The organism is Hymenobacter monticola, assembly GCF_022811645.1.
Lineage (GTDB): Bacteria > Bacteroidota > Bacteroidia > Cytophagales > Hymenobacteraceae > Hymenobacter > Hymenobacter monticola.
In genome coordinates, this window is record NZ_CP094534.1 from 3,860,393 (window position 1) to 3,874,834 (window position 14,442).

A 14,442-nucleotide genomic window follows, 5' to 3' on the forward strand; every position below is an offset into this window, starting at 1 on the left:
GGTGCGAAACTAACGCATAAGCCGTAAGCCGGGAAATTTCCGCGGTCAGGGCTACGCTTACACTACAATTGAATGCCGCCTGGGGTTTCGAAAATGCGCTTAAATCAAGCTTTGGGAGCCCATGGCAACGATTGCGAAGATTTCAGGGGGCGGGCAGTTAAATCGACATTAAAGCCCACTCACTTGCCAATGCAGAACTGGGTGAAAATGCTCGTGAGCAAGTCCTCCGACGAAATTTCGCCCGTAATCTCACCCAGCGCAGCCAGGGCGTGGCGCAGGTCGGCGGCCAGCAGCTCAGTGCCGCGCCCGGTGTCGAGGCCGGTTTGCACGGCCGCCAGGTGGGCCGCCGCCGTTTCCAGGGCCCGGGCGTGGCGCACGTTCGTGACAATGGTAGCCGAAGCCGTGTTTTCCAGGGCCGAGCCGCGTACCTGGGCAACCAAGGCCATTTGCAGCGCCTCTAAGCCCTGGTTTTGGCCGGCAGCCAGCAGCAGCAGCGGCACCTGGCCGGCGCTAAATGCCTGCTCAAATGCTTGGATAGTTTTGGCCGATGCCAGGTCTGTTTTGTTGCCCACCGCCAACACTGGCAGGTCCAAGCCAGAAGTTAGCTCCTGCATTTCAGCTTGAACCTCTGCTGGAGCTATTTCAGATAAGTCGAACAAGTACAGCAGCATAGCGGCCTGGCGCACGCGCTGGCGGGTGCGCTGTACCCCAATCGCCTCGACTTCATCGGCGGGGTTGTCGCGCAGGCCGGCGGTATCGACGAAGCGGAACCGCAGGCCGTCGATGCTTACCTCGTCCTCGATGAAGTCGCGGGTGGTGCCCGGAATGGCCGACACGATGGCGCGCTCCTCGCGCAGCAGGGCGTTGAGCAAAGTGGATTTGCCCGCGTTGGGCCGGCCGGCGATGACGGCCGTGATGCCATTTTTGATGACGTTGCCCAGTTCGAAGGAGCGGAGCAGGCCCAGCACCACGCCGCGCACTTCGGCCAGCAGCCGGGCCAGGCCGGTGCGGTCGGCAAATTCCACGTCTTCTTCGCCAAAGTCCAGCTCCAGCTCCAGCAGCGCGGCAAATTGCACGAGCCGGGCGCGCAGGTCGCGCAACTCCTGCGAGAAGCCGCCGCGCAGCTGGTTCAAAGCCACCTTATGGCTCAGGGCCGAGTCGGCGGCAATGAGGTCGGCCACGGCTTCGGCCTGGGCCAGGTCCATGGCCCCGTTGAGGAAGGCGCGCTTGGTGAATTCGCCGGCTTCGGCCAGGCGGGCGCCGTGGCGCAGCAGCAGGGCCAGCACTTGGCGCACCACGTAGTCGGAGCCGTGGCAGCTGATTTCCACCACGTCTTCGCGCGTGAAGGAGCGGGGCCCCCGGTACAGCGCCACCACCACTTCGTCGATGATTTCGCCGCTGGCCGGGTCGCGCAGGTTGCCGTAGTGCAGGGTGTGACCGGCGGCCTGGGCCAGGCTTTTCTTGGAGAAAACCGCTGCCATGATGGCCACCGCCGCCGGGCCCGACAGGCGTACCACTGCCAGGGCACCCGCGCCGGGCGGGGTCGACAGCGCGACAATGGTATCGGAGAAAATTGTCTGAACCACGGATTCGTCGGATTTTTCGGATGGGTCGTATTTTGTATTCGACGCCTGCTAAACAGGCTTACTCCGTTACAAACAAATTGCGGCTCACTTCAGCTGAAATTAAAGCTGTGCGCTCTTGGTTTATCCTAAGCTCAAATGAGTTATCAAACATCACCTTGTCCAGTACTTCAAATGCGGCGCCTAGCTGCAAGCCCACTTTGTCAAGGTATTGCAGGAAGGGAGCAGAGGTATTTTTCACGGCGCACAAAGTGCCGCGGTCCCCAAGGCAAAGGTCGGCCAGCAGGCGGTGGGCGGGGCGGCGAATGGCGCCGTCCTCGGCCGGAATGGGGTCGCCGTGGGGGTCGAAGGCGGGGTGGCCCAGGAAGGCGTCGAGCCGGCGCATGAGCAGCGGCGACTGCACGTGTTCCAGCTCCTCGGCCACTTCGTGCACCTCGTCCCAGCTAAAGCCCAGCTGCTGCACCAGAAACACTTCCCACAGCCGGTGCTTGCGGATGGTGAGCAGAGCCAGCCGTTGGCCCTCGGCCGTGAGCTGCACGCCGCGGTACCGCTCATAGTTCAGCAGGTTTTTCTCGGCCAGCCGCCGCAGCATGTCCGTCACCGAAGGAGCCCGGGTGGCCAGCGCCGCTGCAATGCGGTTGGTGCTCACCCCTGTGCTTTCAGGCTCCTCTTCGGCCAGCTTAAAAATGGCTTTTAAGTAATTTTCCTCGGTGTGGCTGGGCATGAAGGTCATTTAACAATTAACATTTATCATGTAACACTCCGCAGTAGGCACAAAGCCGATTTGTGGAAAGTCAAATGAAAGCTTGTTAAATGTTAATTGATAAATGTTTAAATGAAAAAGATTACCATTTAATCAATGCCGAGGCCCAGGTAAAGCCGGAGCCAAAGGCGGCCAGGCACACCAGGTCGCCGCGCTTGATTTTGCCTTCCTGCACGGCTTCGCTCAGGGCGATGGGCACGGAGGCGGCGGTGGTGTTGCCGTAGCGCTGGATGTTGCTGAACACCTTGTCGTCGGTCAGGCCCATTTTCTGCTGCACGTACTGGGTGATGCGCAAGTTGGCCTGGTGCGGAATGAGCATGTCGACGTCGCTGGACTGGTAGCCGTTCTGGTCCAGCGCCTCTTTGATGACCTGCGGAAAGCGCACCACGGCGTGCTTGAACACGTTCTGGCCGTTCATGTAGGGGTAGAGCTCCTGCTTGTTAGCTACCACGTATTCAGCGCGGTTATCACGGTTGGAGCCGGGCTCTTTCACGATGAGCTCCTCGGCGTGCTCGCCCTGCGCGTGCAGGTGGGTGCTGAGGATGCCCTGCCCCTCGGCGGTGCTGGGGCGCAACACGACGGCGCCCGCGCCATCGCCGAAGATGACGGAGACGCCACGGCCCTCGGGCGACTTATCGAGGCCGGAGGAGTGAATTTCGGAGCCCACCACCAGCACCGTGTCGTACATGCCGGTGCGCACAAACTGGTCGGCCACCGACAGGGCGTAGATGAAGCCCGAGCACTGGTTACGCACGTCGAGGGCGGGGCAGTTGTTGGTCATGCCCAGCTCGCGCTGCATGATGACGCCGGAACCGGGGAAGAAGTAGTCGGGCGAGAGCGTGGCAAATACTATCATCTGCACGTCGTTGGCTTCGACGCCGGCCATTTCCAGGGCCTTACGGGCGGCGTTGGCACCCATGTTGGCGGTGGTGTCCTTGCCTTCCTCAAACCAGCGGCGCTCCTGAATGCCGGTCCGCTCCTGAATCCAGGCGTCGGAGGTGTTCATGAGGGGTTCGAGCTCGGCGTTTTTGACAACCCGGCTGGGAACGTAGTGGCCGACTCCGGCGATGTAAGAATGACGTAGCGTAGCCATGGGCTGAGGGAAGTGAAGTGGGAATTCTGGGATGATTAGCGCCCATCGGGCGAGTATTCAAGCAGAATGGATGACGCAAAATGGGCGCAAAGGTGGCGGTTTAAAACAGAGAATCCAGCAAAAGCCACAATTTTTTGCCTTCGGAAGTCCAAAGCGCATCCCTTGGAATGCCGCTGGGGTAGAAATGGGAGCCGCGCAACTGGGCTGCCAGCGCCGGCCCGTCAATCGGCTGCGCGAAATCAATTTCCAGCCCGGCGCCGTGCTGGCGGAGTAGCGCGCCCCAGAGCGGATTGGGCGAGGCCAGCACGGGCAGGCCGTGGCCTAGGTATTCGAACAGCTTGGTGGGCCGGCACCGCTCGGTGCTGATGTGGGGCCGGTAGGGCAGCAGGCCGATATGGCTACGACTTATATCGGCCACGATTTGTGCGTGGGGAACCATCGCAGCGCCGCCAATCAGTTTCAGCCAAGCCGATTTTTGAGCCAAGGCATCTTGCAGCCGCCGCAGCAATTCCGGCTGCTGGCAGAAACCGATGATGGTGAGCTGCACCCCGCCGGGCCACGCTGCATGCAGCTGCTCAGCCAAGGTGATGGCTTCCCACACGCCATTTAGCTCCGAGATGGTGCCCGAATAAAGCAGGCGCAATGGCTGGCCGGGCGGCGGCAGGGCGTGTGGCCGAATGGGCTGAATTTCTCCCGGCGCGGGCTGGTATTTGTTTTCGAGCACCAGCACCCGGCCCCCTGGCACAAGGTTCAGAAAAGTCAGCTCGTCGGCGTAGCTGGCTTCGGCTAGCACCACGGCTGCCGCCCGGCGCGCGGCCAAGCCTTCGACCCAACGCAGGCCGGCCGCCAGCAGGCGCCGCACGACACCCTGGTACACCTGCTGCGTCGAAACGTTCAGGGCGTAGTTCTCGCGGATGTCATAGATGAACCGGCGTCCCCGGGCCAGCCGCTGCCAGAGCAGCGTGAGCGGCAGCAGCTCCGGGGCGTGCACGAAAACCACGTCTGGTTTCAACCGGCGCAGGAGCTGCCCGTAGCGCCACTGCGCCGCCAGTCGGCCCAGGCCCAAACGGGAGCCCTCAAAGATGCCGTGCTGGTGCACTCGCGCGCGCTCATCGGAAGCGCTGGCCAGGGGGGCGCGGCCGGCCACGTGCACTTGCGTGAAGGGCCGCTCCAGCAGGGTTTCGGCAAACTTACCCCGCATGCGCGTGTCGTCGACGGGTTTCAGCACCGAGGCCAGCAGAACGACAAGTTTGGAATCTTTTGGAACGGGCACAGCTCAAAGATGCTGGTTTTGGCAGGCGCACGCAAGTTTGGGGGTTGCCACGCCAACTACAACCGAAGGTCAGCGAAGCTAAAGTTCGCGCTGCTTAGCGCGGCAGGCAGTTGCCTGCCGCTACCGCAGCACCACCGTGCGCTGGTCGGCTACGAGCACCGTGAACACGCCCAGGCCGCCCTGCACGGTGCTGCGGATGCGGGCCGGCTGCGCGAAGGGGTTGCCGTTGGCCGAAATGGCCCCGCGCACACTCAACTGGAAGTTGTAGTAGTCGGGCTCCATGTGGAAGAGCGTGGCCGTCATGGTGTCGCCGGGCATGAAGCGGTAGGTGGTGGGGAAGGTGTACGCCTGGCCGTCGAACAACTCGCCGCTCACCAGGTAGTCGCCTTCCGAGTCGTTGAGGTCGCGCTGGTTGGTGAGCAGCAGGCGGTAGTAGTCGGCGGTGCCGCCCGGGTCAGTGAAGCGGGTGACGAAGTTGAAGCGCTGCTCAGGGCCGTTCACGCCGTTGGAGGCGTAGCGCACCGTGTCGATGGGCACGAACGTGGGCACGCCGGTGCTGCCCGTCACGTGACGGCCGCGTCTGTCGCGCACATCAAGCCCGAAGCGCTGGCCCGGCTGCATGGCCAGCGGCGCCGTGCCGATGTGCGTGAACACCTTGCGCGTCAGCGGGTCGATGCCCGGCGCGAACTGCAGCGGCACCGTCTGCCCGCCCGGCAGCGTGAGGCGCACCGTCACATCAACCGGCACCTGGATGGTGATGCCGTTGATGCCGAGCCCCAGCGTGGGCACAGCGGCGGTGGGCAACGTGATGACGGGCTGCCCCGTGCCGTCGGCCTTCGAGGGCAGGTAGGTGCCCGACTCCACCACCGTGAGGCGCGGCACTTCGCCGGCCCGCAGGTAGCACTCCACCACCAGCTCGGGCGTGTAGGCGGGCAGCACCACGTCCACCTCGTTTTCGAGGTTGCAGCCCGCTGCCAGCAGCAGTGCGCCGCCCAGGCTTAGCCGGCTGAATAATTGCTTTGCAGATATTGCCACGGCTTAGAATTTGAAATTGTAAGTGACTGACGGGATGATGGGAAACAGCGACACCTGCTGCGCCGTGAAGCCGTCGATGAGGTCGGTGTTGGGGTTGCGCGAAATCTCGAAGTACACGAAGTAGGCGTTGCGCCGGTCGTAGGCGTTGTAGACGCTGAAGGTGAGGTCGCGCTCGGTGCCGAAGCGCACGGGGCGCAGCTTCCACACCACGCCCAGGTCGAGGCGGTGGTAGGGGATGAGGCGGTAGGTGTTGCGGTCGGGGTACACGGGTACGGCCAGGATGTCGCCGCCCGGCACGTTTTGCAGCGGGAAGCGGCCGGCCGGCAGGGTGGTGGGCGCGCTGCTCGTGTACACGAAGCTGGCCGTCAGGCTCAGCCGGGTGTTGAGCTGGTGCAGTACCACCACGTTCAGATTGTGGCGGCGGTCGTAGCTGGGGTAGTAGTTGCGGCCGTCGTTGATGCCCGGGGTGCCGCGCTGGGGGCCAAACCGGCGCCAGCTCCAAGCCAGCGTGTAGCCTATCCAGCCGGTGGTTTTGCCCTTCTGCTTTTCCAGGTACAACTCGTTGCCGTAGCTCCAGCCCTCGCCGAACAGGAATTCCTGGTCGAGGTTGGGGTTGGCAAAAATCTGGGCGCCGTCGCGAAAATCCACCTGGTTTTGCGCCCACTTGTAATACACCTCATCCGTCAGCAGAAACTTGCCGCCAAACAGCAGCCAGCTGAAGCCCGTGCTCACCTGTTGGGAACGCTGCGGCTTCACGCTCAGCCGCGAGGGGTACCAGATGTCGGTGGGCAGCGAGGCGCCCGTGTTGCTGGCCAGGTGGGCGTACTGGTACATCAGGGCGTAGTTGGCTTTCAGCGAAAGCTTGTCGCTGAAGGCATAGCGCGCGGCCAGGCGCGGCTCCAGCCCGCCGTATACCTGCCCCGCGTCGCTGCTGAAGCCGCTCAGGCGCAGCCCCACTTCGGCCTGCAGCTTGTCGCTCACCTTCCAGTTGTCGCTGGCGTAGAGGCCGCCTTCCAGCGCGGGGTAGCTGATGTTGTCGTCCACGTTCAGCGAGTTGTCGGCCGTTTCGACCTGCAGCCGGCCCACGCCAAAGGTGTGGTGCGTGAAGCTGCCCCCGAAGCGCAGCTTGTGCGCGGGGTTCAGGTCGTAGTCGAAATCGGCGCGGGCGTTGAGGTCGCGAATGGTCGACGTCAGCCCAAACGAAGCCACGTCAACCTGGCTGCCCAGCGAGTAGCGGTAGCTCGTCATACCCACCTGCGTGTTGGCCGTGAGGCGGGGCGAGAACGTGTGCTGCCAGCGCAGCGTGCCCAGCGTGTTGCCCCACGAAAAGTTGGCCTGCAGGTTGCCAAACGAGTTGAAGCCAAACACGTCGCGCCCCAGGTAGCCGGTGGCAAACACCTGGTCTTTCTCACCCAGCGTGTAGTTGGCCTTGGCGTTGAAGTCCTGGAAATAATAATCGGGAATGGGCCGGTAGCCCTCCGTATTGGTATTGGCCCGGTTGATGGCGCGCGTGAACACGTCGAAGTACGTGCGCCGCGCACTCACGATGAACGAGCCCTTGGCCGGCTGACCTTCTGCGCGCTTGCCCAGCGGCCCTTCCAGGCTCAGGCGCGAGGCAATGAGGCCGATGCCGCCGGTCACGGTGAACTTCTCGCGGCTGCCCTCGCGCAGCCGCACGTCAATCACCGACGAGAGCCGCCCGCCAAACTGCGCCGGAAAGCCCGACTTGTACAAGTCCACGCTCTGCACCGCATCAGAGTTGAACACCGAAAACAGCCCGAACAGGTGGTTGGGGTTGTAAATAAGCGCGTTGTCGAGCAGCACCAGGTTCTGGTCGGCCGAGCCGCCGCGCACAAACAGGCCGCTGCTGCCCTCGCCGCCGCTCTGCACGCCGGGCTTGAGCTGCAGCGTCTTCAGAATATCAACCTCGCCAAACAGCGCCGGCAGCAGCTTGGCCTCGCGGATGCTGAGGTGCTCCACACCCATTTGGGTGGTCACAAGCTTCTCCTCCAGCGTTTGCTGCCCCTGTACCACCACTTCGGTCAGCTCGTTGGCATTGGGGGCCAGCGTGAGGTCGCGCTGCTGGTTGCGGGCCAGGTTCACCCGGAAGGTCTGGGGCAGGTAGCCCACGAAGGACACCAGCACCTCCTGCGGCCCGGCCGGCACGTCGAGGCGGTAGCGGCCGTTTTCATCGGTGGCCGTGCCCAGGCCCAGGGCCGGCACGGCCACGGTGGCGCCCGGGAGGGCCGCGCCGTCGGTGCCGCGCACCTGCCCGCTGAGCACGTGCCGCGCCTGCGCCCAACCCAGTTGCGGCGCCAGTAGCCCGATAGCTAATACAGTGGCGGCCCGGTAGCTGGTGCGAGTATTTATTGGCATTTGCTTATCCTTCTGCTAATTATTGATTCCGACGAGTGGCGGACCCCCGTGCCCCATTTTGCCGCCCGCGCCTGCGACAGCCCGCGTCTTCATGCGTTCTTCATGTTGGTAAACGCGCAACCGGCCTGAATGTTAGACAAGGGGCAGTGGTGCTCGTTTGAACGACGTAGGGGCGGGGCTTGCCCTCGCCCGGGCGTTGAACGGATTCGTTGAAATGGCACGGCTGCCCGGGCGGGGGCACGCCCTGCCCCTACGTCTTTTTGGTTGTTCGATGAGCCCCAAGCAGCTTTGATACCCGTCGGGCACCCGCCGCAATGCTAGTTTTGCAGCGTCCAGCGGCGAACGCATCGTCCGGCTGCTGGTTCTTTACCTAATTCCGTTTCGTCAAATGTCCGACTTGCAAACCCTCATCGAAGCTGCTTGGGCCGACCGCGCCCTGCTTCAAACCCCCGAAACCAAAGCCGCCATCGAGCACGTCATCGAGGAACTCGACAAGGGCCGCCTGCGCGTGGCCGAGCCGCCCCAGGACCGCACCAACGAATGGCAGGTGAACGACTGGGTGAAGAAAGCCGTGATTCTCTACTTCCCCATTCGCCAGATGAGCACCCAGGAAGTGGGCCCCTTCGAGTACCACGACAAAATGGCCCTCAAAACCGACTACGCCGGCCAGCAGGTGCGCGTGGTGCCGCCCGCCGTGGCCCGCTACGGCGCCTACCTGGCCCCCGGCGTCATCCTCATGCCCAGCTACACCAACATCGGCGCCTACGTGGGCGAGGGCACGATGGTGGACACCTGGGCCACCGTGGGCTCCTGCGCCCAGATTGGCAAAGGCGTGCACCTGAGCGGCGGCGTGGGCATCGGCGGCGTGCTGGAGCCCGTGCAAGCCGCCCCCGTCATCATCGAGGACGGCGCCTTCATCGGCTCGCGCAGCATCCTCGTGGAAGGCTGCCGCATTGGCACCGAGGCCGTCATTGGCGCAGGCGTTACCATCACCGGCAGCACCAAAATTATCGACGTGACCGGCTCTGAGCCCAAGGAATATAAAGGTTATGTGCCGCCCCGTTCGGTGGTCATCCCCGGCTCCATTGCCAAGCAATTTCCGGCTGGCGAGTACCAGGTGCCCTGCGCCCTCATCATCGGCCAGCGCAAACCCAGCACGGATTTGAAGACGAGTTTGAATGACGCGCTGCGGGACTTTGGGGTGAGTGTTTAACTAGGCTAAAATGGAAAGCAGTGGCTGCTTGGGGTGTGTTGGTGGAGTTATAAAATTGACTCTGCTGCTGTGCATCGCATACGGTTTGTATGCCTGGGTAGCGCCAGCCAGTCCGCCCGACCATAGCTATCTGGTGCATGCCGACGAGCGGACCTACGTAGAGGTGGAAACGGAGCAGCACATCGATTGGGGGGGCTGGGACCGGCAAGGCGAACCTTCTTATTGGACCACCAATATCTATTATACCCAGCTGGGCGGCTGGTTTGGTCGCACCCACCGGATATTACTAGCCAAAATGAATACGGGCGACCGTGAGGACCAACTGGCCGAAGCCGAGTTTCGGCGCTCCAGCGAAGGGGGCTACGTGGCCCCGGTTTATATCAGCGTCGTGAACAACTGGTTTACCCCGCCCCATCGTTTTCCCGACGATACCGTGAAGCAGATTGACTGGAAAGGCCGAGCACGTTCGTTGCAAAGCATGAATTTCAAAGATTTACAATAAAAAAGCCCGCTAACCAGCGGGCTTTTTATGTTCATGGAAAAATGAATTACACCCCCGCCTTCAGCTTCTCGCCGAACAGCGCTTTCACTTTCTCCACCTTAGGGCGGGCCACAAACTGGCAGTAGGGCTCGTGGCCGTGCAGGTTGAAATAGTTTTGGTGGTAATCCTCGGCGGGGTAGAAGGCCGGGGCGGGCAGAATCTCCGTTACCACGGGGTTGGGGAAGGCCTGGTTGTCGTTGAGCTTCTTCTTATACTCCTCGGCAAGTTGCTTTTGCTCGTCGTTGTGGTAGTAGATGCCTGAGCGGTACTGCGTGCCCACGTCGTTGCCCTGGCGGTTGAGGGTGGTGGGGTCGTGGGTTTTCCAGAAGATTTCGAGCAGCTCTTTGTAGCTGATAACGGCCGGGTCGAAGGTGATGTCGATGACTTCGTTGTGGCCCGTGAGGCCGCTGCACACTTCTTTATAGGTAGGGTTGGCAATGCGGCCGCCGGTGTAGCCGGATACCACTTTCTCCACCCCCTTCAGGTTCTGAAAAACGGCCTCGACGCACCAGAAGCAGCCGGCGCCAAATGTTGCATGTTGCATGGGTAGGAAATTAATTCGTTGGTGTTGGTAACAACGCGGTAGACGCGGCCCAGGTTATTTCCTTACACGGCACTGCGGAGCACGACGGGGCAATGAACCCGGACTCGCTGGCAGTTCCGGGGCCAACCTTTTGCCACGGCCGCCGGTTGCCACCGAATACTTTGCACCCATGAGCTACACCTACCACTCCGAAACCTATGGCCGGCCGGCGCTGGAAACCAGTGCCGGGCAGGCCTGGCCCGGCCTGCGGGTAGAGCGCTTTCAGCTGGAGGCTATGGCGCTGCCGGCGCATTACCACGCCCAACACCTGCTCATCATTCATCAGGGCCGCCAGCCGGTTGTGTCCAAACGGCAAAGCGGGAACCGCGTGGAGCAAGACCAGTTTCAGTTCGGCGACGCGGGCCTGTACCCGGCCGGCGAATACGGCCCTATTGCCCTCGACGGCCCCGCCGATGTCATTCACGTGCATCTGGACGCGGAGCAGCTGGAAAACCGGGTTGGCCAAAGCCGACACCTGAGCCACTTTGCGCTGCGCGAGCGGTTTTGCTTCGCCGACGGGCTGCTTACCCAGCTGGGCCGGCAGTTGCTGGCCGCCGCCGGGGCCGAACACGCGCTCGGCCAACTCTACGTCGAGTCGTTGACCAATGCCCTTTGCTACCACCTCATCGAGCACCACACCACCCACGAGCGGCGCGCGGCCGGCCCCGGCCCGCAGCTGCCCGCGGCGGTGCTCGGGCGCATCGACGCCTACCTGGAAGCCCACGCCGAGCAGACCGTAACGTTGGAAGTACTGGCCGGCCTGGCGCATCTGAGCGTGTTTCATTTCGCCCGGCGCTTCAAACTCACCACCGGCCAGTCGCCCTACCAATACGTGCTGGGATGGAAAATCCGGCGGGCCCGGCAGTTGCTGCGCGCCGGCAACCTGCCCTTGGCCCACATTAGCGACGCGCTGGGCTTTGCCTCGCCCGCGCACTTTTCGGCCGCCTTCAGGCGCGCGGTGGGGCAGAGCCCGCGGGAATTTCAGCGAGGGTAGAAGACGCCGCCGCCCGGGGCCAGGCGAGCGAAGGGCAAGAAAGCGAAGAGCAAGAATTCATAAGAAGAGCGCAGGAATTGACCAAGGTGCGGAAGAGCGGGCGGGGACCTTTGCCTCACTCAACAGCAGCACGAAAGCTGCCCCATCTTTTCTCTTATGAACCCTCAAATTTTAGTATCCGGTGGCACCGGCAACCTCGGCGGACGCATCATTGCGGCCTTACTCAAGCGTGGAGCCGCGGTTCGCGCCATCGTGCGAGCCGAAACCGACCCGGCCAAAGTAGAAGCCCTAATCCATCAGGGCGTAGACGTGCGGCGCGTGGACATGGCCGACGTGGCGGCCCTCACCGCGACTTGCGCGGGCATGAGCTGCGTGGTATCGGCCGTGGCGGGCCTGCGCGACGTGATAGTGGAAGGGCAGTCCGCGCTGCTGGCCGCAGCCGTGGCGGCGGGCGTGCCCCGCTTTATTCCGTCCGATTTTTCCAGCGACTACACCCAGCAGCCCGCGGGCGAAAACCGCAATTTCGACCTGCGGCGCGAGTTCCGCGAGCGGCTCGACCAGGCCCCCATTCAGGCCACGTCTATTCTCAACGGCGCCTTTGCCGAGTTGCTGACCTACAACATACCGCTGCTTGATATGAAGCAGCACCAGGTGGGGTATTGGGAAGATACTGACTGGCGCATCGACTTCACCACCATGGACGACACGGCCGCCTTCACCGCTGCCGCTGCCCTGGACCCCGCCGCGCCGCGCTTCCTGCGCATTGCCAGCTTCCAGCCCAGCCCCACCGAGCTGGCCGCCGCGGCTAAGGCGGCCGGCAAAGGCCCGTTTGAGCTGGTGCGCCTGGGGGCACGGGCTGACCTGGCCGCTGCCATTGGGCACGCCCGCGCTGCCAATCCGGCCGGCGAGCAGCAACTGTATGCTAACTGGCAGCAGATGCAGTACCTGCTCAGCATGTTCAGCGTCCAGAGCACGCCGCTCGACAATGCGCGCTATCCGGACCTGCGCTGGACCAGCCTGCCCGAAGTGCTGACCGGCCAGCAGGCCGACCTTGGCAACTCCAAGCCGTTGGACGCTTACGCTGATGAGGAGCTTATCAAGCACTTTCCAGGCTTTACGAACCACTACGCCACTGTGAAAGGCGTGCGCCTGCACTACGTGGAAGGTGGCAGCGGGCAGCCGCTCATCTGCCTGCCCGGCTGGCCCCAAACCTGGTTTTCCTACCACCCCATCGCCGCGCAGCTGGCCCAGCACTACCGCGTCATCATCGTGGATATCCGGGGCATGGGCACCTCCGACAAGCCCGCGTCGGGTTACGATAAGAAGACCATGGCGCAGGATATTCACGCCCTGCTGCAGCACCTGGGCTTGGCCAAAGTAGCATTGCTGGGCCATGACATCGGCGGCATGGTGGCGGCCAGTTTTGCCTGCAATTACCCCGAAGCTACCGACAAGCTCATCCTGGCCGACGGCGGCCACCCCAGCGACGGCATGCGCTACATGTCGCTGCTGCCCGCGCCGGGCGCTTTCGCCGGCAAGATGGACGGCCGGCAGCCCTACGTGTGGTGGATGGCCTTCAACCAGGTGAAGGGCTTGCCCGAAAAGCTCCTCGAGGGTCGCTTCCAGCACCTGCTCGACTACCTTTTTGCCTACGTGATGCTGGACGAGAGCCGCATGTCCGCCTTCGACCGGGCCGTGTACGCCGCCGCCTACAACGACGCGGCCAGCATTCGGGCGGCCAACGCCTGGTACCAGGCCTTCGAGCAGGACATGGCCGACGCCCGCACCTACGCCCCGCTCACTCTGCCCGTGCTGGGCATCGGCAGCTACGTTTCGTTCGAAAACATGAAGATGAGCCTGCCCGCCCTCGCGCCCCAGGCCCAACTTGTCGGCCTCCCCGACAGCGGGCACTATATGTTCGAAGAAAAGCCCGAACGGGTACTGGCCGCCGTGCGGGAGTTTCTGCAATAGCTCAACTTCAAATTACCAGCGAGTACTCGCTTCTCTTTTCCGGTAAAGCGAAAAGCCCGCTGCGAATACTCGCAGCGGGCTTTTATCGGCTGTAACAACCCTTACTTCCGGAACCGTTCGGCCACCACCAGCTCCTTCGAGCCGGCCGTATACTGGTAGAAGCCTTCGCCCGACTTCACGCCCAGGCGGCCGGCCATCACCATGTTCACCAGCAGGGGACAGGGGGCGTATTTGGGGTTGCCCAGGCCCTCGTGGAGCACCCGCAGGATGGCCAGGCACACGTCCAACCCGATAAAGTCGGCCAATTGCAGGGGGCCCATGGGGTGGGCCATGCCCAGCTTCATCACCGTGTCGATTTCCTCTACGCCCGCCACGCCCTCAAACAGCGTGATGATGGCCTCGTTTATCATCGGCATCAAAATGCGGTTGGCCACGAAGCCGGGGTAGTCGTTCACTTCCGTCGGCGTTTTGCCCAGCTGGCGCGACAGGTCCATCACCTTTTGCGTCACGGCGTCGGAGGTGGCGTAGCCGCGAATCACTTCCACCAGCTTCATCACCGGCACGGGGTTCATGAAGTGCATGCCGATAACCTGCGCGGGCCGCTTGGTGACGGCTGCAATCTTGGTAATGGAAATCGACGAAGTGTTAGAAGCCAAGATGGCTTCGGTGGGGGCGTGCTGGTCGAGGTCGCGGAAGATTTGCAGCTTGAGGTCCACGTTTTCGGTGGCGGCTTCTACCACCAGTTCGGCGCCGGCTACGCCTTCGGCCAGCGAGGTGAACGTGCGCAGGCGGCCCAGGGTGGCGGTTTTGTCGTCTTCGCTCAAGGAGGCTTTGGCCACCTGGCGGTCGAGGTTTTTGGTGATGGTGCCGAGGGCGCGGTCCAGGGCCGGCTGGCTGATGTCGATGAGGGCCACGGAAAAGCCGTGCTGCGCAAATACATGGGCAATGCCATTGCCCATGGTGCCGGAGCCAATTACGGCGACGTTCATAAAGAAGAACTTAAAATGTGGGTGGGAA

Annotated in this window: 12 protein-coding genes; 4 read left to right on the top strand and 8 right to left on the bottom strand. The window is 62.9% G+C overall.

What is annotated here, in order from left to right; genetic code table 11:
- Positions 1-179 precede the first annotated feature (179 nt).
- From mnmE to MTP16_RS15955, 6 genes are all read right to left on the bottom strand, one after another.
- A complete protein-coding gene (gene mnmE / locus MTP16_RS15930) occupies positions 180-1,586 on the bottom strand; it encodes a tRNA uridine-5-carboxymethylaminomethyl(34) synthesis GTPase MnmE (RefSeq protein ID WP_243511507.1) in 1,407 nt (468 codons plus the stop codon).
- A gap of 58 nt (positions 1,587-1,644) precedes the next feature.
- Positions 1,645-2,307, bottom strand: a complete 663-nt coding sequence (locus MTP16_RS15935; protein WP_243520070.1) for a metal-dependent transcriptional regulator — start codon at positions 2,305-2,307, stop codon at positions 1,645-1,647.
- Positions 2,308-2,428: 121 nt separating this feature from the next.
- Entirely contained in the window at positions 2,429-3,439 is a 1,011-nt protein-coding gene (locus tag MTP16_RS15940; RefSeq protein WP_243511509.1) for a 3-oxoacyl-ACP synthase III family protein, read from the bottom strand.
- A gap of 100 nt (positions 3,440-3,539) precedes the next feature.
- Positions 3,540-4,712, bottom strand: a complete 1,173-nt coding sequence (locus tag MTP16_RS15945; RefSeq protein WP_243511511.1) for a glycosyltransferase — start codon at positions 4,710-4,712, stop codon at positions 3,540-3,542.
- Between the two features lie 120 nt (positions 4,713-4,832).
- Positions 4,833-5,747 carry a DUF4249 domain-containing protein gene (locus MTP16_RS15950; protein WP_243511514.1) on the bottom strand — a complete coding sequence of 305 codons (915 nt, stop codon included), beginning with the start codon at positions 5,745-5,747 and terminating at the stop codon, positions 4,833-4,835.
- A gap of 3 nt (positions 5,748-5,750) precedes the next feature.
- Entirely contained in the window at positions 5,751-8,123 is a 2,373-nt protein-coding gene (locus MTP16_RS15955; RefSeq protein WP_243511517.1) for a TonB-dependent receptor, read from the bottom strand.
- A gap of 388 nt (positions 8,124-8,511) precedes the next feature.
- Here MTP16_RS15955 and MTP16_RS15960 point away from each other — a divergent pair, with 388 nt between their 5' ends.
- Together MTP16_RS15960 and MTP16_RS15965 are read left to right on the top strand one after the other, a co-directional pair.
- The gene (locus tag MTP16_RS15960; protein ID WP_243511519.1) at positions 8,512-9,336 is read left to right on the top strand and encodes a 2,3,4,5-tetrahydropyridine-2,6-dicarboxylate N-succinyltransferase; all 825 of its coding nucleotides are present in this window, start codon (positions 8,512-8,514) and stop codon (positions 9,334-9,336) included.
- 55 nt (positions 9,337-9,391) lie between these two features.
- Entirely contained in the window at positions 9,392-9,838 is a 447-nt protein-coding gene (locus MTP16_RS15965; protein ID WP_243511528.1) for a hypothetical protein, read from the top strand.
- 46 nt (positions 9,839-9,884) lie between these two features.
- On the opposite strand, the gene msrA is transcribed toward MTP16_RS15965, so the two are convergent.
- Positions 9,885-10,421, bottom strand: coding sequence for a peptide-methionine (S)-S-oxide reductase MsrA (msrA, locus tag MTP16_RS15970; protein WP_243511530.1), 537 nt, complete (start codon positions 10,419-10,421; stop codon positions 9,885-9,887).
- A gap of 169 nt (positions 10,422-10,590) precedes the next feature.
- Between msrA and MTP16_RS15975 the strand changes: the two genes are divergently transcribed.
- Both MTP16_RS15975 and MTP16_RS15980 read left to right on the top strand, forming a co-directional pair.
- Entirely contained in the window at positions 10,591-11,454 is an 864-nt protein-coding gene (locus tag MTP16_RS15975) for a helix-turn-helix transcriptional regulator (protein WP_243511532.1), read from the top strand.
- Positions 11,455-11,610: 156 nt separating this feature from the next.
- Complete coding sequence (locus tag MTP16_RS15980) at positions 11,611-13,425, top strand: alpha/beta fold hydrolase (RefSeq protein WP_243511534.1); 1,815 nt, start codon at positions 11,611-11,613, stop codon at positions 13,423-13,425.
- A gap of 101 nt (positions 13,426-13,526) precedes the next feature.
- Here MTP16_RS15980 and MTP16_RS15985 read toward each other — a convergent pair whose 3' ends face one another.
- A complete protein-coding gene (locus tag MTP16_RS15985) occupies positions 13,527-14,414 on the bottom strand; it encodes a 3-hydroxybutyryl-CoA dehydrogenase (RefSeq protein ID WP_243511536.1) in 888 nt (295 codons plus the stop codon).
- Positions 14,415-14,442: the final 28 nt, after the last annotated feature.